Below are 20,119 nucleotides of genomic sequence, written 5' to 3' on the forward strand. Positions count from 1 at the left end.
CTTAGCGAATCGACATTAGCCACAAAGGCCCCCTCCATCATTTCAAATGTGACGAGCGCCGCGCGCGGACTTAGTATGGCGTTTTCAACTTTTGACAAGGCACGTCCATGACGATCGAAATCCGCCCGGCAACCCCCAGCGATGCTCCGCAAATCCTCGCGTTCATCACTGAACTGGCCGACTTCGAACGTGCCCGCCACGAAGTCATCGCCAGCGTCGCCGACATCGAGCGCAGCCTGTTCAGCGAAGGCGCCACCGCCCATGGCCTGATCTGCCTGCGCGATGGCCTGCCGATCGGCTTCGCGGTGTTCTTCTTCAGCTATTCCACCTGGCTGGGCAGCAATTGCCTGTACCTAGAAGACCTCTACATCACCCCTGAACAACGGGGCGGCGGCGCCGGTAAAACCTTGCTGCGCCACCTGGCAAAAATCGCCTGTGCCAATGACTGCGGCCGTTTCGAATGGAGCGTGCTGGACTGGAACAAACCGGCGATTGAATTCTACAAATCCCTCGGCGCACAACCGCAGGAAGAGTGGGTGCGGTATCGGATGGATGGGGCGGTGCTAAGGGATTTTGCCGAGGGCGGCTGATCGATTGATGGCGATCTGATACGCATCGGTTGTCTACACCGCTCTAGTCCGGCATTCTGTGCGCCTTTTGCGCGCTCACGGACGACACTTGCAATGCCCTTGGCACTCTTCCTCCACGCCCGTGGAGCCTTTGCTACGTCAATGAGTGACTGGCGATGAGCGGACTTCGGGCGACGATGCGTTTGTATGGCCTGGTGAAAAACCTTGGCTCCACGGACGACCGACATCGCCAGCCGGTGGACATCCTTTGCACTCTCAACCGCACGGGCGGTAAGGCGATCCGGGCGTTCGTCTCGCGTCTGGATGCCGAGTTGATGGCGCGCAGTCGCGGTCTTGAGGAGTACCGCGTTGTCCCGCTTCGCACGTTCGATCCAAATCAGTTGATCCAGGATCATCAGGGCTGGCTGACGCTGCACGTCTGCTGTGGCTTCGTTGTCCTGGCGGATCAATCGTTATTGAACGATGGCACATTGTTGCCCATGGGCTGGTACGTCTACTCCGACATCGGTCAATGGACCGCAGAGCATTACATCGACTTCGGCCCGCAAATGACTAGCCTGCTGCAGACGTCCTATAACCGGATCGGCTTGCGCGACTACAACGCTTGGCTCAATGACTTCGACAGCGTCTCGGATGCGGATATGGAATGGCAAGTCGCCGAAGCCTGGCAAACCCTTCACAACGTTTCATCTCCCGACAGCCATGACGATTGTCACGCGCTATTCGACCCGGTCGATAACCGCTGGCGCTTCGCCGCGGCCGACATTGATATCTATCAGCCTCACCCTGAACCTCAGTAGCAAGGAGCTTTGACTTGAGTGGAAAACCCGCTGCGCGCGTCACCGACCCGACCGCGTGCCCGTTGCCGGGCCATGGCACCAACCCGATCGTGTCTGGTTCCCCGGACGTGTTCTTCGACGGCCTCGGCGCTGCCCGAATGACCGATAAATCCGCCTGCGGCAGCCCGATCACCGGCGCGGTCTCCAGCACGGTATTTATCAATGGCCTCAACGCTGCAACGCTCGATAGTACGGGCGGGCATGGCAACGTGGTGGTTGGAGGCTCCGGCACCGTCATTATTGGGCAAAGCGGGGGAGGCGCCACGTTCAGTGGGTTGTTGCCGATGCCGGTGCATTTCACGGACAGGTTGCAAGTGGTCAATGAGGCGACTGGAGAGCCGGTTCCCTATCACCCCTACACCATTCAGCGTGGGGACGGCAGCGAAGAGCATGGCATCACGGATGCGTCCGGGTTTACCCATACCGTCAGTTCGCATTTGGCTGAAACCATTAAATTGTTTGTGGAGTGACCAAGGATGGCCGGTGAAAACGCGACGGTAGAAACACCCTTGGCAAAAAGAGAGGTGAAAACTCATACGCTTACGTGCAAGACAGATCAGTCTGTCAAGCAGGTTTCTGTTGGCTTACGAGATTTGGTTATATTTTTTATAGGTGGCGCGGGGGATCAAGAAAGCTATTATCTTACTGGCCCTAATAATAACATTGGTTATGTTCGTGATATAGCTATTGCAGATGCAAAAAAGTTGAATGTATTTAATCGCTGTCCTTCGTGGGCTCTCAGCTATAATGCATTTATTAGTGATGAAGACTTAGAAAAGAATGTAATCAGTCGAATACCCAATTGCTCCACAGCGGTTTACATTGTGGGCCATAGTCTCGGTGGATGGAATGGTGCTCATTTATCTAGTATTTTGACCGATAGGGGGTTTAAAGTAAAGATGTTGATGACTTTAGATCCTGTCGGTGAGGGTAAAGTTGTTTACGGTATATCAAACATTTACAGGCGAGAGCCAAAGCCGAAAGCCGAATACTGGGTGAATATTCGAGCAGCTGCTGTCAACTGGAATTTTTCGGATCTGGTGGCAGACTTTGGTGAGCAATGGGAAGTCACGCAAGGTCCGAATGTCATGGGCAGGGTCGATATCAACCATGCGGATGCCAACCTGATGTTTATGCAAGTATTGCCAACCGGAAAGTCGGCTCGTCAGATATTCAATGAGTCTATTTTAAGCTATTTCAGGGAGTGATATCTGTATGCGTAAGCTCTGTCTTTTTTTTGTAATTTTAATGTGCTCGGCCTGTTCTTTAAATCATGGAAAACCTATCGCTACGCTCCATTATTCAAAAGTTGAACAGCTTCGAGATACAGGTATCTATCAAGTTTATTTTACGTCTGATGTGGCGATTCTCGGATTGTTCAAGTCACGAATTGGTGAAGGGCTTGTATGTTCGTTGGAAGATGACATGGATTTCTCTCAAGCGCATCACATTAGACGTTCCGGTTTTGGCTTTGTAGAAAGGGTTGTGGACAGTCCACAAGAAATCTATAAGGCTGACGTTATTTTCAGTGAGTCTGAAAGTGGTAAGGGAGGGGAGAAGTATTTGCAGGGTGAAGCATTAGTCCCGTTGTTGAGAGGGCGTGATTATATTTCTTGTGTGTTTAGAGTTCATACCACCACATACAAGACGTATTTCTCAAACCTCATGTATGTACCAGTCGGAGAGTTGTTGAAGGCTGCCACTAAAAAGTAAAAGTAAAAAACTCCCTGCCAATAAGGCTCGCTGTTTTAAAAGGGCAAGCGGCCTTATCACTCCGTTGCTTCCCAGTTACCGCTCATCAAACTCTTGAAAATCCCGGTCTTCCCTTCATCGAAGGCCGATTTCCAGTACGTATACCCCTGACTGAAATCAGCAATCTCGGCGGTCTAACCCACGCGGTGGGTGAGGCCGAGTTGCAGAGCTTTGGCGAAGAAAATCTAGCTATATTTGTAAATCCCATAATGTGGGAATGATATTTATATATTGAGATTTCTCTGCGTCCAGGTCTATAGTCCAGCTCACTCACTGCCAAAAAACAAAACAGGTGAAGCGATGCTGGCGCAATTGATCGCGCTCGATTGGGGGACAACCTCATTACGTGCTTACAAACTCGGCTTCGGTGGCCAGGTGCTGGAACAGCGTGCGCTGTCGTCCGGGATCATGCAGTTGCCCAAGACGCCGCGAACCATCGCCGGTCAGGCATGCGCCGACGGTTTTGAACTGGCCTTTGATGAGGCTTGCGGTGACTGGCTCGACGCGCAGCCCGACGTTCCGGTGATTGCCTGTGGCATGGTCGGCAGTGCTCAGGGCTGGCGCGAAGCGGCTTACTGCGACACGCCGGCGAATGTCGCCAATCTCGGAACTTCCCTACAAACCGTTCGCAGTCTTCGCGGTGTCGATGTGCACATCGTGCCGGGTGTGATTCAGCGTTCGCACTTGCCCAACGTTATGCGTGGCGAGGAAACCCAGGTCCTCGGCGTATTGCAGAATCTGCCGGGCGAGGCGGGTAGGGATCTGCTGATAGGCCTGCCGGGCAGTCATTCGAAATGGGTGCAAGTGGCCGACGGCTGCATCGTGCATTTCGATACCTTCATGACCGGCGAAGTCTTCGCCGTACTCAGCGAACACAGCATTCTGGGGCGCACTCAGCAGCGCGGTGGGGCTTTTGATGGCGATGCTTTTGACCGTGGCGTGCAAGTGGCGCTGTCGGCGGATGGCGAGATCGGGCCGCTGTCGACGTTGTTCAGTGCCCGCAGCCTGGGGCTGACCGGCGAGCTGAGCGCTACCGCTCAGCCGGACTATCTGTCCGGCCTGTTGATCGGCCATGAACTGTCGGCCCTGGCCAATGTTCAGCGGCGTCGACGCAATAGCGTGCACCTGCCCTCGATCATCCTTATCGGCAATGCCCAACTCTGCACTCGCTACAGCCGGGCGCTCGACGCCTGCGGTTTTACCCGGGTGACCCTGGCCGAGCAGGCCACCGAACGCGGCTTGTGGCAGTTGGCGGTCGCCGCCGGACTGGTCACTGCAAACCCATCCCGTTAAACCTGACTGGAGGTCTGACATGCTCAAGCAAGCATTGGCACAAAACGGTCTGATCGCGATCTTGCGTGGCCTGCGTCCGCAAGAGGCGGCAGCCGTCGGCGAAGTCTTGTACTCGGCCGGATTTCGCGTCATCGAAGTGCCGCTTAATTCCCCCGAGCCGTACGAAAGTATCCGCATCCTGCGCAGCACATTACCCGCCGATTGCCTGATCGGCGCGGGCACGGTGTTGACGCCGGAACAGGTCGAGCAGGTGAAAGCGGCGGGCGGCCAGGTGATCGTCATGCCCCACAGCGATGCCAAGGTGTTGCGCGCGGCGAAGGCAGCAGGGCTGTTCCTGTCGCCGGGCGTGGCGACGCCGACCGAAGCCTTTGCCGCGCTGGCCGAAGGGGCGGATGTGCTGAAGATGTTCCCGGCCGAACAGATGGGCCCAGCCGTAGTGAAAGCCTGGTTGGCGGTGTTGCCGGCGGGGACGGTGCTGTTGCCGGTGGGCGGGATTACGCCAGACAACATGCAGGTGTTTGTCGAGGCCGGCGTCAAAGGTTTCGGTCTCGGTTCCGGGTTGTTCAAACCGGGCATGACGGCTGACGAAGTAGCGGTGCGCGCCAAGGCATATGTCGCTGCATGGAACGCTCTGCGTTAAGACTTTCTGGCGCTGTGAGCGCTGCATCTACAAGAGAGACAATAGAGATGAAAATCACCAAACTCACCACCTTCATCGTTCCGCCGCGCTGGTGCTTCCTCAAGGTCGAGACCGACGAGGGCGTGACCGGTTGGGGCGAGCCCGTGGTCGAAGGCCGCGCGCACACCGTCGCTGCTGCGGTCGAGGAATTGTCCGACTACCTGATCGGTAAAGATCCACGCAACATCGAAGACATCTGGACGGTGCTCTACCGTGGCGGCTTCTACCGGGGCGGGGCGATCCACATGAGCGCGCTGGCCGGTATCGACCAGGCATTGTGGGACATCAAGGGCAAGGCGCTGGGTGTGTCGGTCAGCGATTTGCTGGGTGGCCAGGTGCGGGACAAGATCCGGGTTTATTCCTGGATCGGTGGTGATCGCCCGGCGGACACTGCTCGCGCCGCGAAAGAAGCGGTCAGCCGTGGTTTCACCGCGGTGAAAATGAACGGCACCGAAGAGCTGCAATTCCTCGATTCCTTCGAGAAAGTCGACCTGGCGCTGGCCAACGTTGCCGCCGTGCGCGATGCGGTAGGCCCGAATGTCGGCATCGGCGTGGACTTCCATGGTCGGGTGCACAAGCCGATGGCCAAGGTGCTGATGAAGGAACTCGACCCGTACAAACTGATGTTCATCGAAGAGCCGGTGCTCAGTGAAAACTACGAAGCGCTGAAGGAGCTGGCGCCGCTGACCAGCGCACCGATTGCTCTTGGTGAGCGGTTGTTCTCGCGTTGGGATTTCAAGCGTGTGCTCAGCGAAGGCTACGTCGACATCATCCAGCCTGATGCGTCCCATGCGGGCGGCATCACCGAAACCCGCAAGATCGCCAACATGGCCGAAGCCTACGACGTGGCGCTGGCGCTGCATTGCCCATTGGGGCCGATTGCCCTGGCGGCGTGCCTGCAACTGGACGCGGTTTGCTACAACGCGTTCATTCAGGAACAGAGCCTGGGCATCCATTACAACGAGAGCAATGACCTGCTCGATTACGTGAAAGACCCGCGAGTGTTCGACTACGACAAAGGCTTCGTGAAGATCCCCAATGGGCCGGGCCTGGGCATCGAGATCAACGAGGAATACGTGATCGAACGCGCCGCCGTCGGCCACCGCTGGCGCAATCCGATCTGGCGCCATGCCGATGGCAGTTTTGCCGAGTGGTGAAACTCACGCGGTGATCGTTCCCACGCTCTGCGTGGGAATGCCTCACCGGATGCTCTTGGGTCGCATGGCTGCGTTCCCACGCAGAGCGTAGGAACGATCAACCACCATGACCTCAATAAACATAAGAAGAGGCACCCCCCATGCAACCGCAAACCCTCACCGGGCAGGCGTCGTTGGTGACGCCCAGTCGCAAGCGTTTTTTCATCATGGTCCTGTTGTTCATCACGGTGGTGATCAACTACCTGGACCGCAGCAACCTGTCCATTGCCGCCCCGGCGCTGACCAGCGACCTGGGCATCGATCCGATTCATGTCGGGCTGATTTTTTCCGCATTCGGCTGGACCTACGCCGCCATGCAGATCCCCGGCGGCTGGCTGGTGGACCGGGTGCCGCCGCGCATTCTCTATAGCGTTGCATTGCTGCTGTGGTCGCTGGCCACGGTGATGCTCGGTTTCGCCGCCAGTTTCATTGCATTGTTCGTTTTGCGCATGGCGGTCGGTGCACTGGAAGCGCCGGCGTACCCGATCAACAGCCGCGTAGTGACAACCTGGTTCCCCGAGCGCGAACGCGCCACAGCCATCGGTTTCTACACCTCCGGGCAGTTCGTCGGCCTGGCGTTCCTGACGCCGGTGCTTGCCTGGCTGCAACACCAATATGGCTGGCACATGGTGTTTGTCAGCACTGGTGTGGTGGGCATTCTTTGGGCGGTGATCTGGTACGCGGTGTATCGCGAACCACGGGATTTCAAGGGCGCCAATGACGCGGAAATCGAGCTGATCCGCGAGGGTGGCGGGTTGGTGGATATTCAGGCCGAAGCCGCCAGGGCCAAGGCGAAATTCAGCTGGATCGACCTCGGAATTGTCCTGAGCAAGCGCAAATTGTGGGGCATTTACCTCGGCCAGTTCTGCCTCAATTCGACCTTGTGGTTTTTCCTGACATGGTTCCCGACTTACCTGGTGAAATATCGTGGCATGGACTTCATCAAGTCTGGCTTGCTGGCGTCACTGCCGTTTCTCGCAGCGTTTGTCGGCGTGCTGTGCTCGGGGTTCTTCTCGGACTTTTTGATCCGTCGCGGCTACACCGTAGGCTTCGCCCGTAAGCTACCGATCATTGGCGGACTGCTGATTTCCACCTCGATCATCGGCGCCAACTTCGTCGAATCGACGCCGCTGGTGATTGCCTTCCTCGCGCTGGCTTTCTTCGGCAACGGTCTGGCCTCGATCACCTGGTCGCTGGTGTCGACCCTGGCCCCGGCACGCTTGCTCGGACTGACCGGTGGGGTGTTCAATTTCATCGGCAACCTGGCGGCGATTACCACGCCAATCGTCATCGGTTTCCTTGCCTCCGGTGATTCGTTTGCCCCGGCGATCACCTATATCTCTGTTCTGGCGTTGCTGGGTGCGCTGTCCTACGTGTTGCTGGTGGGCAAGGTCGAGCGTATCAAGTTGTAGTCGCAGCCGTCCGGCGACCATAATGCCGCCCGTTCCCTCGCTCAACGGTAAAGGCTGGATATGCAGGAAGACGCCCCAAAAATCGCCAAGGACGCCGCGCCGACCGGCACCCAGACACTGCTTCGTGGCCTGGGTGTGGTGCAGGCGGTGGCCAGTGGCGCCCGCGATCTCAAGGAAATCGCCCGGCTGATCGGCACGACGCGCAGCACCACCCATCGTCTGGCCAGTTGCCTGGTGGACGAGCGTTATCTGCGGGTCGTGCCGCAGGTCGGCTATCTGTTGGGGCCGAAACTGATCGAGCTGGGTTTTCAGGCGCGCGAAGAGCTGCCGTTGGTGACGCTGGCCGGGCCGTATCTGGATGAGTTGTCGGCATTGACCGGCGACACCATTCACCTGGCGATTCGTGAAGGCGACGAGGTGCTGTACCTGCTCAAGAATCCGGGGCGCAATGGCCCGGAAATGCGTTCGCGGGTCGGCCATCGCATGCCGTTGGCGCGTACCGGGATTGGTAAGGCGCTGATGCTCGATGACTCGCAGGAAGAATGGCAACGGCTGTATGAAATCAGCTTGCCGGTGGGCGGGAAAAATCAGTTCTGGCCGCAGCACCCAGAGCAATCCTGGGAGCAGTTTCAGCAGCGCATGATCGAGTACGTGGCCGGCGGTTACGCCTTCGACCTGGAAGACAACGAACCATCGATTCGCTGCGTGGCGGCACCGATTCGCGATGCCAGCAAGCGCATTGTCGCCGGCATCAGCATCGCCAGCACCGTGCCGTACATGCCGCTGGAAAAAATGGCCGAGCTGATTCCCCTGATCAAAGGGGTCACAGCCCGGCTGTCGGCGGAATTGGGCCTGAAGGTTTAGAGTTTCAGCGTCGCCATGTCGATCACGAAGCGGTATTTCACGTCACCGGCGATCATGCGGGTGTAAGCCTCGTTGATCTGGTGGATGTCGAGCATTTCGATGTCGCAGGAGATGCCGTGCTCGGCGCAGAAGTCCAGTACTTCCTGGGTTTCGGCGATGCCGCCGATCAGTGAGCCGGCCAGCATGCGACGACCCAATACCAGTTTGGCAGCATGCACCGGCGGATCGATCGGCTCGATCAAGCCCACCAGAATGTGCACGCCGTCGAAACGCAGGGTATCGAGGTAGGGGTTGAGGTCGTGCTGCACCGGAATGGTGTCCAGCAGGAAGTCGAATTGTCCGGCGGCGGCCTTCATCTGTTCGGCATCGGTGGACACGATCACGTGGTCCGCGCCTTGGCGACGACCTTCTTCAGCCTTGCTCGCCGAGCGGGTGAACAAGGTCACCTCAGCGCCCATCGCCTTGGCGAACTTGATCCCCATGTGACCGAGACCGCCCATGCCAAGAATCCCGACCTTGTCACCGGCCTTCACGCCGTAGTGCTTGAGCGGCGAGTAGGTGGTGATGCCGGCACATAGAATCGGCGCGGCGCTGGCCAGGTCGAGCTTCTCCGGGATGCGCACGACAAAGTGCTCGCTGACCACGATGCTGTCGGAGTAACCGCCCATCGTGTTGCTGCCATCGACCCGGTCCGGGGTGGCGTACGTCATGGTCGGGCCTTCGAGGCAGTATTGCTCCAGATCGGCCTGGCAGGCTTCGCAATGGCGGCACGAGTCGACCATGCAACCGACGCCGACCAGATCGCCGACTTTGTGTTTAGTAACGTTCGCGCCGACGGCGGTCACTTTGCCGACGATCTCATGGCCGGGCATCAGCGGGTAAACCGCAATGCCCCACTCGTTGCGCGCCTGGTGGATGTCGGAATGGCAGACGCCGCAGTAGAGAATCTCGATTGCGACGTCGTCGGGCCGTGGACTGCGGCGTTCGAATTTCATCGGGGCGAGGGGAGTGGTGGGCGACTGAGCGGCGTATCCGATGGCGGTGTACATGGTGAACCTCGCAAAGCAGTGACAGGTGAGGCGAGCCATTCTGGGCACCGCACGGGTGACCGGCCATGGCGATTCCTCCGGGTGTCATGCCTAATCCTCCGGTATGCACCGTTGATTGGCCGCATTGGCGTTCAGACCTGCGATGATGTTTTCATCCCTTTTTTCGCGACTTTTTTGTGAAGAGCTCTCCATGTTGTTGACCCGTCATCTCGATGCCAATGCCACGCTGGTTTCGCTGATCCAGCGGCTGACCACCCGCGATGGTTTCACGCCTACCACGTTGCCGGGCGTGCAGATTTTGCGGGCCAGTTGTGATTTGGCCCGTGGCCCGCAAATCTACGAGCCAAGCCTGGTCATCATCGCCCAGGGCAGTAAGTTGGCGTATCTGGGGTCGCGTACTCTGGAATACGGTGCCGGGCATTATTTGATTCAGGCGCTGCCGGTGCCGTTCGAGTGCGAGACGTTTTCCGCGCCCGATGGCCCGATGCTGGGCATTTCCATCGCCATTGACCGGGTGTTGCTCGGTGAGTTGGTGTTGGCCATGGGGCTGGCGTCGGGGCGCTGTATCGCGGCGCAGACGCCAGAGTCCATGACTTCGGCGGTGCTCGATGATGCGATGCGGGGTTGTGTTGAGCGGCTGTTGCGCTGTCTGCACGACCCGCTGGAGAGCCAGGTTATGGGACGGGCGCGATTGCGTGAGTTGTTGTTCGTCGCCTTGCGTGGGCCGCAAGCTGATGTATTGCGGGCGCTGGTGGAGCAACAGGGGCAGTTCGCCCGGATCGCGGCCTCCCTGAGCCATCTGCATGCGCATTACACCGAGCCGCTGAACGTCGAAGCCCTGGCCAGTTGCGCCAACATGAGCGCATCGACGTTTCATGAGCATTTCAAACGCTGCACCTTGTTGTCGCCAGTGCAGTATCTGAAGCGTTTGCGCTTGCTCAAGGCCCAGCGCTTGCTGCAGGGCGAAGGATTGGGCGTGGCCCAGGTGGCGCATCGGGTGGGGTATCAGAGCACGTCGCAGTTCAGTCGTGAGTACAAGCGCTACTTCGAGCGTAATCCGGGGGATGAGCGCGCTGCCTGATCCACAGGTTCTTGTGGTGACGCTTGAATTGCGGGCAACAAAAAGGCCCCCGTTCAGGGAGCCTTGTTGTTCAGACGGTCGACTTACATGTTCGGATAAGTCGGGCCGCCGGAGCCTTCCGGCGCCACCCAGGTGATGTTCTGTGCAGGGTCCTTGATGTCGCAGGTCTTGCAGTGAACGCAGTTCTGGGCGTTGATCTGGAAGCGCTTCTCGCCGTCTTCCTGGGTGACCACTTCGTACACGCCGGCCGGGCAGTAACGCTGGGCAGGTTCATCGTACAGCGGCAGGTTCTTGCTGATCGGGATGCTCGCGTCGGCCAGCTTCAGATGGCACGGCTGCTCTTCTTCGTGGTTGGTACCGGAGATGAACACCGAGCTGAGTTTGTCGAAGCTGATCTTGCCGTCCGGTTTCGGGTAGTCGATCTTCTTGCAGTCGGCCGCCAGTTTCAGGCACGCGTAATCCGGCTTGGTGTCGTGCAGGGTGAACGGCAGTTTGCCGCCGAAGATGTTCTGGTCGATCCAGTTGAAACCAGCGCCGAGGATCGGGCCGAACTTGTGCATCGCCGGGCCGAAGTTGCGGCTGGCGAACAGTTCGTCGTAGAGCCAGCTCTTCTTGAATGCTTCGACATAAGTGGTCAGCTCTTGCGTGCCGTCCAGATCGGCGAACAGCGCGTCGGCCACCGCGTCAGCGGCGAGCATGCCAGACTTCATCGCCGTGTGGCTGCCCTTGATCTTGGCGAAGTTCAGGGTGCCGAGGTCGCAACCGATCAGAGCGCCGCCCTTGAAGACCATTTTCGGCAGCGAGTTCAGGCCGCCTTTGCAGATGGCGCGAGCGCCGTAGCTGACGCGCTTGCCGCCTTCCAGGTATTGCTTGAGCACCGGGTGATGCTTGAGGCGCTGGAACTCATCAAACGGCGACAGGAAGGTGTTGCTGTAGGAAAGATCGACGATCAGACCGACCACCACCTGGTTGTTTTCCAGGTGATAGAGGAACGAGCCCCCGGTGTTCTCGGTGCCCATGATGTCCAGCGGCCAGCCGGCGGTGTGGACCACCAGGCCAGGCTGGTGCTTGGCCGGGTCGATTTCCCAGATTTCTTTCAGGCCGATGCCGTAATGCTGGGCGTCGGCTTCGCTGTCGAGGTTGAAACGCTTGATCAGCTGCTTGCCGATGTGGCCGCGGCAACCTTCGGCGAACAGCGTGTACTTGGCGCGCAGTTCCATGCCTGGGGTGTACAGGCCTTCTTTCGGATTGCCTTCGCGGTCAACGCCCAGATCGCCGGTGATGATCCCGCGGACTATGCCGTTCTCGTCGAACAGCGCTTCCTGGGCGGCGAAGCCCGGGTAGATTTCCACGCCCAGGTTCTCGGCCTGCTGGGCCAGCCAGCGGCACAGATTGCCCAGGGAGATGATGTAGTTGCCTTCGTTGTGCATGGTCTTGGGCACAAAGAAGTCTGGAATCTTCTGCGCGCTGTCAGCGCTCTTCAGAACGAAGATGTCATCGCGGGTGACTGGCGTGTTCAGCGGCGCGCCGAGTTCTTTCCAGTCCGGGAACAGTTCGTTCAGGGCCCGTGGTTCGAACACGGCACCGGACAGGATATGAGCGCCGACTTCGGAGCCTTTTTCGACCACGCAGACGCTGATTTCCTTACCGGCTTCGGCGGCCTTCTGCTTCAAACGGCAGGCGGCGGACAGGCCAGCGGGGCCGGCACCGACGATGACCACGTCGAATTCCATGTATTCGCGTTCCACAGGCTATCTCCTACTCAAGGCTCAACAGTTTTTTTTCTAATTGGAGGTTGGGTGTCGCATTCATGAATTCCCCATAGTGCGGCACAGAGGACAATCGATGAACCACCTTTCTCTTTGGGTGGCGCATTATATCTACACCACTCTTAGCGTCCAATACAAACGTTTGTTTGAATCGGCTCAAAGCCAGATAAATCAAAGTCACGCGGCTTATGACTGGCCATTTTGCCGTATTGACCGGAATAGGTGTTCCGGTCAAGATACGGGCGGTTTTGCGCTCGCCGTAGGCTGAATGTAGGTTTCAAGAGCACCTCTAAAGACAGGGCGATGGCAGTACAAGGTGAAGCGCCGCGCAGGTATCGCGCGCAGTTTACACGCCACGGTAATGAATGACTTGTCGGTCACCACTGACGAACGGTCATCAGCCTTGTGAGCAAGGTTCACCCAATACACCTGCCAGCGTTTTTAGAGGTGCCCTTGCGCCGATGAGCATCAACCGCCAGGTTCGCCTAGGCGACTTTCTTTTCACCGGAGAGTAACGAGGAATCCATGAAGGTTCTTGTAGCTGTCAAACGCGTTGTGGATTACAACGTCAAGGTTCGCGTCAAGGCGGACAATTCCGGCGTCGACCTCGCCAACGTCAAGATGTCGATGAACCCGTTCTGCGAAATCGCAGTGGAAGAAGCCGTACGTCTGAAAGAGAAAGGCGTGGCGACTGAAATCGTCGTCGTCTCCATCGGCCCATCCACCGCTCAAGAGCAACTGCGCACCGCGCTGGCTCTGGGTGCCGACCGCGCCATCCTCGTCGAATCCGCTGAAGATCTGACTTCCCTGGCCGTGGCCAAGCTGCTCAAGGCAGTGGTCGACAAGGAGCAGCCACAGCTGGTGATCCTCGGTAAACAAGCCATCGACAGCGACAACAACCAGACTGGCCAGATGCTCGCGGCATTGAGCGGCTACGGTCAGGGCACGTTCGCGTCGAAAGTCGAAGTGTCCGGCGATACAGTTGCCGTGACCCGCGAAATCGACGGCGGCGCGCAGACGGTTTCCCTGAAACTGCCGGCCATCGTCACCACCGACCTTCGTTTGAACGAGCCGCGCTACGCGTCCCTGCCAAACATCATGAAAGCCAAGAAGAAGCCTCTCGAAGTGCTGACTCCGGACGCTTTGGGCGTTTCCACCGCCTCCACCAACAAGACCCTGAAAGTCGAAGCGCCAGCTGCACGCAGCGCGGGTATCAAGGTCAAGTCGGTGGCTGAACTGGTCGAGAAACTGAAAAACGAAGCGAAGGTAATCTAATCATGACTATCTTGGTAATCGCCGAACACGACAACAAAGTGCTGGCCCCGGCCACGCTGAACACCGTTGCTGCTGCCGCCAAGATCGGTGGCGACATCCACGTTCTGGTTGCAGGCCAGGGCGCTGGCGCCGTGGTTGAAGCCGCTGCGAAAATCGCTGGCGTGAGCAAAGTCCTGAACGCTGACAATGCTGCTTACGCGCATCAGCTGCCGGAAAACGTTGCTCCACTGGTAGCCGAGTTGGGCAAGGGCTACAGCCACATCCTGGCTGCCGCCACTTCCAACGGCAAAAACATCCTGCCGCGCGTCGCCGCTCAGCTGGACGTTGACCAGATCTCCGAGATCATCTCGGTAGAAAGCGCCGATACCTTCAAGCGCCCGATCTACGCCGGTAACGCCATCGCTACTGTGCAATCGAATGCTGCAGTGAAAGTGATCACCGTGCGTGCGACCGGTTTCGACCCGGTGGCGGCTGAAGGTGGTTCGGCCGCCGTTGAAGCTGTTGCCGCTGTTCACAACGCCGGCACTTCCAGCTTCGTCAACGAAGAACTGGCCAAGTCCGATCGTCCGGAACTGACCGCTGCCAAGATCGTCGTTTCCGGTGGTCGTGGCATGCAGAACGGCGACAACTTCAAACACCTGTACGCCCTGGCCGACAAGCTGGGCGCTGCCGTCGGTGCTTCGCGCGCTGCGGTTGACGCAGGTTTCGTACCCAACGACATGCAGGTCGGTCAGACCGGCAAGATCGTTGCGCCACAGCTGTACATCGCCGTCGGGATCTCCGGCGCGATCCAGCACCTGGCCGGCATGAAAGACTCCAAAGTGATCGTTGCGATCAACAAGGACGAAGAAGCGCCGATCTTCCAGGTGGCCGATTACGGCCTGGTGGCAGACCTGTTCGAAGCCATCCCTGAGTTCGAGAAGCTGGTCTAATCCGGCGGCTTGACTTATAAAGAGCCCGGCCTTTTGGTCGGGCTTTTTTTTGTTCCGGATTTGAGTGGGGAGAGTGTTGCCATGGATCTGCGCCACTGGTTTGGCTGCTCTTTTTTGCCAGGACTGTGTTTAAGTCTGGCGCTGATACCGGGGCTGTCCAGCGCTGCGGGCAAATGCGAACGCTTGATCGTAACCGGCAGCCCCGACGCACCGCCGTACCTGTGGCAAGACCCGCAAAACCCTAAGCACCTGATTGGCGCCAGCGCTGATTTGTTGCAACAAGTGGCGGGGGAGTTGGGCATCAAGGTTGAGCTGCTTTATGCCGGCAAACGCTCCCAGGCCCTGGATGAAGTGCGCAGCGGGCGCATGGACATGCTGGCCGATGCGCCGTTGATGGTCACTGAACTGGAAAATCTGGATTACATCCATCCTGCGATGCTGGAAAACGATTATCTGGTCTGGACTCGCAACGACTCGTTATTGGTTTACAACGAAGCGCAGGACCTCCACGGTCATCCCGGCGCGTTGTCGGAAAAGGCTCGAGTGAGCCCTTCATTCGGCACTTTCGCCGAGCAGCAATTGACCCTCTTGCGCACACCCAATCTGACTCAGGCCTTTCAGAAATTGCTGCTGGGCGAGGTGGAGTTTGTCCTCGCCGGTCGCTACTCGGGCATGGCCATGGTGCAAACGCTGGGGATGGCCAATGACTTGATGGCCCACTCACAACCCATCGACAAACCCGGCCTGTACCTCGCGGTTTCCCATAACTCCGCCTGTAACGATCCTTGGTTGCGCGGACAGCTGGCCAAAAAGATGACAGAATTGCCCGCCTCCGGACTGACGGAAGCTGCGTTGCTGCGCAATATCGAGCGTTGGAAAGCGCAAGGCTCACAGCCGCAGCCACAACCTGTCAGTACCCCAAAACAGTAGGGATTTTTAGTGAGTATTCGACCTCTTTTCGCTGCCCTGGCCGTTCTGGCTCTGGCGGGTTGTGCAGCCGATCCGGCGCCGAATGAACAAATACGCCTGACCGAACAGGCCCTCGAACAAGCCAAGGCCGTGGGCGCTACCGCCGAGGAAGTGCCGGAGCTGAAACTGGCCCAGGACAAGTTCAACCGTGCCAAGGGCAACATGGCCGACCAGTCCTTCAAGAATGCGCGCATGCGGGCCGAGCAGGCCGAGCTGGACGCGCGCCTGGCCGAAGCCCGGGTTCTGACCCTCAAGAGTGAGGCGCAGTTGAACGTGCTCAATACCCGCATCGCCCGCCTGCGCAAGCAACTGGGAGATGCTCAATGAACCTGAAGACCAAAGCACTCGGCGGCTTGATCCTGGTCGGCTGCGCAAGCCTTTATGGCTGCGCCGGTCAACACAGCGAAGTGGCGTTGCAGCAGGCCGGTGCCGACTTCCAGAAGGTCAAGGAAGACTCCAACGTGTTGCGTATCGCGCCCAAGGACGTGATCCGTGCCGGCGAGTCCCTGGCCCGCGCCGATCGACTGTCCAGCTACTGGGGCAGCGGTTCGGACGTGGCCCATTACGCCTACCTGAGCCAGCGCTACAGCGAAATCGCCCGGGAACATACCAATCAAGTGCTCAACGAAGAGCGCGCAGCGAAGCTCGAACTCGAGCGTCAGCGCCTGCAATTGGCGCTGCGTGAGTCCAAGTTGCTTAGCGTGCAGCAACAGGGCAAGTGGCTCGAAGAGCAGATCGTGGCGTTGGCGACCACCCAGACTGACCGTGGTCTGGTGATGACCCTGGGTGATGTGCTGTTCGATACCGGTGAAGCGGAGCTGAAGAGCTCGGCGAACCGCGTGGTGTTGAAAATCGTCCAGTTCTTGCAGCTCAACCCTAAGCGTGTGGTGCGGATCGAGGGTTATACCGACAGCACTGGCGGTAAACAGGAAAACCTCAAGCTGTCCCGCGACCGGGCGCAATCGGTGGCTGATGTATTAACGGACCTGGGCATCGACGACAAACGCATCCAGGTTGAAGGGTACGGCGATGAGTACCCGGTGGACGCCAACGCTTCCGAGCGCGGTCGTGCGCAGAACCGTCGGGTGGAAATTGTGTTCTCCGACGAAAAAGGCCAGCTCGGCGCGGCCCGTTAAGGGCTGCGTCACTGGAAAAACCCGGCCTGCTCAGCAGCGCCGGGTTTTTTTGCGCCCGTCAAATGCGTCGTAAAACAGTACAGCTTTTGCTGACACCGCACTGTATGGTCGACTATTGTAGTAACTGTCCCAGTACACTTCTAAACTGTTCCGGTATTGTTTCACACAAGAATAAAATGCCCGTGAAATCGAGTGCTGCGTCATGACCAATCTCTTGCTCTATCAACGTATTGCTCAGCAACTGGCCGAAGACATCCGCCGTGGCGTCTATCAGCCGGGAGAGCGCGTGCCTTCAGTGCGCAAGATGAGCTCGCAGCTCAACGTCAGCCATGCGACGGTGTTGCAGGCCTACGCCAACCTTGAAGATCAAGGGCTGATCCGTGCCCGGCCGCAATCCGGTTACTACGTGCACCAGACACCCGCCCTGACGGCACCGACCCCGGACATCGCCCGGGTCGAGCGCCCAGGCCTGGTCACCCGCAGCAGCATCATTCAGCAAGTCCTGGTCGAATCCCGCCGTGAGGGGGTCTTCCCGTTGGGCGCGGCTGTACCGAGTGTCGATTATCTGCCGGTGCGGGCACTGCATCAGCAACTGGCCAAAGTCACCCGTTTCCATAGTCCGCGCGCGTTCAGCTATATGTTCAGCCCTGGTTTCGAGCCGTTGCGTCGGCAAGTGGCGATCCGCATGCGCGATGCCGGCGTGGTGGTTGATCCGTCGGAAGTGGTAATCACCCACGGCTGCGTCGATGCATTGCAGATGTCTCTGCGCGTATTGACCCGGCCGGGCGATCTGATCGCCGCCGAGTCGCCGACCTATTACGGGTTGCTGCAACTGGCCGATCTGCTGGGGCTGAAAGTCATCGAGATCCCCAGCGATCCGGCCACCGGCATGAGCCTCGAAGCCTTGCAATTGGCGGCCAACCAGTGGTCGATCAAGGCACTGGTGCTGACCACGCGCCTGAGCAATCCCTTGGGCGGCACCATGCCCGAAGAGCGGCAGAAACAATTGCTGCGCCTGGCTTCGGATTTCGATATCCAGATCGTTGAAGACGATATTTATGGCGAGCTGATGTTCGAGCAGGGGCGCACCAAATCGCTCAAGGCCTATGACCGGCTGGATCGGGTGATTTATTGCTCCAGCTTCTCCAAAACCCTGTCGCCCGGCGTGCGGATCGGCTGGATGATTGCCGGCAAGTACCAGCAGGAAATTCAGCGCTTGCAGACGTTCAGCACGCATTCGGCCTGCAGTGTCACGCAAATGGGCATTGCCGCCTATCTGGAGAACGGCGGGTACGACCGGCATTTGCGTTACATCCGTCAGGAGTACCGCAAGAACCTCAGCGCTTTCCAACTGGCAGTGCAGCAATACTTCCCGGAAGGCACACAGATGACCCGGCCTACCGGCGGTTTCATTCTGTGGGTCAGTTTGCCGGGGCGGGTCAATACGCAAGAGTTGCATGTGCGTGCGCTGCAGCAGGGCATCAGCATTGCGCCGGGGCTTATTTTCAGTAACACCGAGCAATTCAATCACTGCATTCGCCTGAACTGCGGCATCCCCTGGAACCGCGAGGCCGAGCGTGCATTGATGACACTGGGGCTGCTGGCGACGCAATTGTGTCAGGAGACAACGAGCGGTTTTTGACTTGCGGGGCAGTTATGAACTGCCCGCTTGTCTTGTCGCCTCCAACAGGCGAGCATATAACCTTCTGCCGTTCGCGTCGTTGGGTCCATGAAGCCGATTTTTCCTTCTGCCTGGTTATTGATCTGCCTGTTGATGACTTGTCATGCGGAAGGTGTCATGGCGGCTTCCGTTCAGGAAAAACCGACAGCCGCCGCAACCGCGAAAAAACCGGCGACGGCTATAAAAACCGCTCCGGTCAAAAAAAAGGCTGCCCCGGTCAAAAAGCGTTCTCCCATTGCTTCCAAGTCAAAACCAGCCAGCGAAGTGTTGAAAACCAACCTCCCTCCCGCCAATCTCGACTTGAGCTTGCCCAAGGATAAGGTCGATGAATTGAAACCGGTCGGCACGGTACCGTTGCCTCGACACGATGCGGTGTTGCCGCAAATGTTCGGTGGCAAAAGCAGTCCGTTTCAGCTGAACGGTCGCCTGATCAGCAACGAAATGCAGCTGCAACGGCGCAATGAAGAGCGCCGGGACGTTGAAGGCGCGGCACTGGAATTCGAGTTCAAGCAGTAAATTTCCCCCAGTTCGTGACCCGCGAAACAGACGCTTTGTCGGAGACTGGTCAGTCACGTTCGTTTGAGCGTAAAAACCCGGGCCCGGGTAATTTAAAACAACTGTTTTAGCCGTTACTCTGTGCCGCGTCCCTTTAACACATTGCTCGTCGCGAGGAGCTTGTCGTCATGAGATGCCGTGAAGGCTGTGGCGCCTGTTGCATTGCCCCTTCCATCAGTTCGCCGATTCCCGGCATGCCCAATGGCAAAGCCGCCGGAGAACGATGCGTACAACTGTCTGCCGATAACCTGTGCAGCATTTTCGGCAAGCCGGAACGCCCCGCGGTGTGTTCGGCATTTGAGGCCGATGTCGAGGTTTGCGGAAGCAGCCGCGACGAAGCGATCAAATTGCTGGGCTGGTGGGAGCAAATGACGGCCGCGTGATGTGTTCAACGAACGGAACTTCAACAATAAGGAATAAGACTATGGGTTCGCTGCATCGTATCGCTGTGCTGTGTGGTTTGACGGTTTTGCTGGCCTCCACGGCCCAGGCCGAAGACTGGAAAACCGCCAAGGACGAAGATGGCATCAAGGTGTCCTTGAGTGAGGTGGCCGGTTCCCAATACAAGGCTTACCGTGGTGTAACGATCATGAAGACCACCATGGCCGAACTGCGTGCACTGCAGGAAGATGTTCCGGGAGCCTGCGCCTGGATTCACGAGTGCAAGGTCCAGAAGCTGCTCAAGCACGAAGGCAACCAGAGCTGGACCTACACTCAGTTCAATACACCCTGGCCGGTCACTGCTCGCGATTCGGTGTTGCATGTCACTACCGTTGACGGCGCTGATGGCAGCCTGACCCGCGAGCTGGAAGGGCAGCCGAAGTACCTTCCGGAAGAAAAGGGTTTTGTACGGGTCGCCCAGGTCAAGGGTTTCTGGAAGTTCGTGCCTAAAGGCGATCAAGTCGAAGTGACTTATCAGGTTCACACTGATCCAGGCGGCAGCGTGCCGTCGTGGTTGGCCAACAAGTTCGTGGTCGATGCGCCGTTCAATACTCTCAAAGCCCTGAAAGAACGCGCCGAGAAGTAGCCGCGTATCCAGTTGATGCG

22 protein-coding genes are annotated in these 20,119 nt (G+C 58.3%); 20 read left to right on the forward strand and 2 right to left on the reverse strand.

Going from position 1 to position 20,119, the window contains the following annotated elements; all coding sequences use genetic code 11:
• Positions 1 to 107 precede the first annotated feature (107 nt).
• The 10 genes from AC07V0_RS23885 (at position 108) to AC07V0_RS23930 (ending at position 8,625) form a co-directional block, all read left to right on the forward strand.
• On the forward strand, positions 108 to 590 hold the full coding sequence (locus tag AC07V0_RS23885; RefSeq protein WP_018926195.1) for a GNAT family N-acetyltransferase: 483 nt from the start codon (positions 108 to 110) through the stop codon (positions 588 to 590).
• Between the two features lie 155 nt (positions 591 to 745).
• A complete protein-coding gene (locus AC07V0_RS23890; protein ID WP_192350909.1) occupies positions 746 to 1,390 on the forward strand; it encodes a hypothetical protein in 645 nt (214 codons plus the stop codon).
• A 14-nt stretch (positions 1,391 to 1,404) separates the two neighbouring features.
• The gene (locus tag AC07V0_RS23895; protein ID WP_064616611.1) at positions 1,405 to 1,899 is read left to right on the forward strand and encodes a PAAR domain-containing protein; all 495 of its coding nucleotides are present in this window, start codon (positions 1,405 to 1,407) and stop codon (positions 1,897 to 1,899) included.
• A gap of 6 nt (positions 1,900 to 1,905) precedes the next feature.
• Complete coding sequence (locus tag AC07V0_RS23900; protein WP_192350911.1) at positions 1,906 to 2,637, forward strand: alpha/beta hydrolase; 732 nt, start codon at positions 1,906 to 1,908, stop codon at positions 2,635 to 2,637.
• A 7-nt stretch (positions 2,638 to 2,644) separates the two neighbouring features.
• Positions 2,645 to 3,142, forward strand: a complete 498-nt coding sequence (locus tag AC07V0_RS23905) for a hypothetical protein (RefSeq protein WP_177325186.1) — start codon at positions 2,645 to 2,647, stop codon at positions 3,140 to 3,142.
• A gap of 339 nt (positions 3,143 to 3,481) precedes the next feature.
• Positions 3,482 to 4,474, forward strand: a complete 993-nt coding sequence (locus tag AC07V0_RS23910; RefSeq protein ID WP_192350913.1) for a 2-dehydro-3-deoxygalactonokinase — start codon at positions 3,482 to 3,484, stop codon at positions 4,472 to 4,474.
• Positions 4,475 to 4,493: 19 nt separating this feature from the next.
• Entirely contained in the window at positions 4,494 to 5,114 is a 621-nt protein-coding gene (locus AC07V0_RS23915; RefSeq protein WP_192350915.1) for a 2-dehydro-3-deoxy-6-phosphogalactonate aldolase, read from the forward strand.
• A gap of 47 nt (positions 5,115 to 5,161) precedes the next feature.
• Positions 5,162 to 6,310, forward strand: a complete 1,149-nt coding sequence (gene dgoD, locus AC07V0_RS23920) for a galactonate dehydratase (protein WP_192350918.1) — start codon at positions 5,162 to 5,164, stop codon at positions 6,308 to 6,310.
• Positions 6,311 to 6,450: 140 nt separating this feature from the next.
• On the forward strand, positions 6,451 to 7,761 hold the full coding sequence (locus AC07V0_RS23925; RefSeq protein ID WP_019582752.1) for an MFS transporter: 1,311 nt from the start codon (positions 6,451 to 6,453) through the stop codon (positions 7,759 to 7,761).
• Between the two features lie 60 nt (positions 7,762 to 7,821).
• Entirely contained in the window at positions 7,822 to 8,625 is an 804-nt protein-coding gene (locus AC07V0_RS23930; protein WP_018926186.1) for an IclR family transcriptional regulator, read from the forward strand.
• On the opposite strand, the gene AC07V0_RS23935 is transcribed toward AC07V0_RS23930, so the two are convergent.
• Positions 8,622 to 9,674, reverse strand: a complete 1,053-nt coding sequence (locus AC07V0_RS23935; RefSeq protein ID WP_018926185.1) for an NAD(P)-dependent alcohol dehydrogenase — start codon at positions 9,672 to 9,674, stop codon at positions 8,622 to 8,624. The genes AC07V0_RS23930 and AC07V0_RS23935 overlap by 4 nt on opposite strands.
• 190 nt (positions 9,675 to 9,864) lie before the next feature.
• Between AC07V0_RS23935 and AC07V0_RS23940 the strand changes: the two genes are divergently transcribed.
• Positions 9,865 to 10,755, forward strand: coding sequence for an AraC family transcriptional regulator (locus AC07V0_RS23940; protein ID WP_192350920.1), 891 nt, complete (start codon positions 9,865 to 9,867; stop codon positions 10,753 to 10,755).
• An 83-nt stretch (positions 10,756 to 10,838) separates the two neighbouring features.
• On the opposite strand, the gene AC07V0_RS23945 is transcribed toward AC07V0_RS23940, so the two are convergent.
• On the reverse strand, positions 10,839 to 12,503 hold the full coding sequence (locus AC07V0_RS23945; protein ID WP_192350923.1) for an electron transfer flavoprotein-ubiquinone oxidoreductase: 1,665 nt from the start codon (positions 12,501 to 12,503) through the stop codon (positions 10,839 to 10,841).
• A gap of 546 nt (positions 12,504 to 13,049) precedes the next feature.
• Between AC07V0_RS23945 and AC07V0_RS23950 the strand changes: the two genes are divergently transcribed.
• The 9 genes from AC07V0_RS23950 (at position 13,050) to AC07V0_RS23990 (ending at position 20,099) form a co-directional block, all read left to right on the forward strand.
• Complete coding sequence (locus tag AC07V0_RS23950; protein WP_007903904.1) at positions 13,050 to 13,799, forward strand: electron transfer flavoprotein subunit beta/FixA family protein; 750 nt, start codon at positions 13,050 to 13,052, stop codon at positions 13,797 to 13,799.
• 2 nt (positions 13,800 to 13,801) lie between these two features.
• The gene (locus AC07V0_RS23955) at positions 13,802 to 14,731 is read left to right on the forward strand and encodes an electron transfer flavoprotein subunit alpha/FixB family protein (RefSeq protein ID WP_019582611.1); all 930 of its coding nucleotides are present in this window, start codon (positions 13,802 to 13,804) and stop codon (positions 14,729 to 14,731) included.
• 81 nt (positions 14,732 to 14,812) lie between these two features.
• Positions 14,813 to 15,661 (forward strand): substrate-binding periplasmic protein, encoded by an 849-nt coding sequence (locus tag AC07V0_RS23960; protein WP_111454908.1) that lies wholly within the window; start codon positions 14,813 to 14,815, stop codon positions 15,659 to 15,661.
• Positions 15,662 to 15,670: 9 nt separating this feature from the next.
• The gene (locus AC07V0_RS23965; RefSeq protein WP_064616625.1) at positions 15,671 to 16,027 is read left to right on the forward strand and encodes a DUF4398 domain-containing protein; all 357 of its coding nucleotides are present in this window, start codon (positions 15,671 to 15,673) and stop codon (positions 16,025 to 16,027) included.
• The gene (locus AC07V0_RS23970; protein ID WP_192350925.1) at positions 16,024 to 16,836 is read left to right on the forward strand and encodes an OmpA family protein; all 813 of its coding nucleotides are present in this window, start codon (positions 16,024 to 16,026) and stop codon (positions 16,834 to 16,836) included. Before AC07V0_RS23965 ends, AC07V0_RS23970 begins: the two co-directional genes overlap by 4 nt.
• A gap of 202 nt (positions 16,837 to 17,038) precedes the next feature.
• Positions 17,039 to 18,478 carry an aminotransferase-like domain-containing protein gene (locus tag AC07V0_RS23975; protein ID WP_018929883.1) on the forward strand — a complete coding sequence of 480 codons (1,440 nt, stop codon included), beginning with the start codon at positions 17,039 to 17,041 and terminating at the stop codon, positions 18,476 to 18,478.
• 87 nt (positions 18,479 to 18,565) lie between these two features.
• On the forward strand, positions 18,566 to 19,033 hold the full coding sequence (locus AC07V0_RS23980) for a hypothetical protein (protein ID WP_026286700.1): 468 nt from the start codon (positions 18,566 to 18,568) through the stop codon (positions 19,031 to 19,033).
• 167 nt (positions 19,034 to 19,200) lie between these two features.
• Positions 19,201 to 19,455 (forward strand): YkgJ family cysteine cluster protein, encoded by a 255-nt coding sequence (locus AC07V0_RS23985; protein ID WP_007942053.1) that lies wholly within the window; start codon positions 19,201 to 19,203, stop codon positions 19,453 to 19,455.
• Between the two features lie 41 nt (positions 19,456 to 19,496).
• Positions 19,497 to 20,099 (forward strand): START domain-containing protein, encoded by a 603-nt coding sequence (locus tag AC07V0_RS23990; RefSeq protein ID WP_192350926.1) that lies wholly within the window; start codon positions 19,497 to 19,499, stop codon positions 20,097 to 20,099.
• Positions 20,100 to 20,119 lie beyond the last annotated feature (20 nt).

This window comes from Pseudomonas sp. GW821-FHT01E10, from assembly GCF_059422365.1.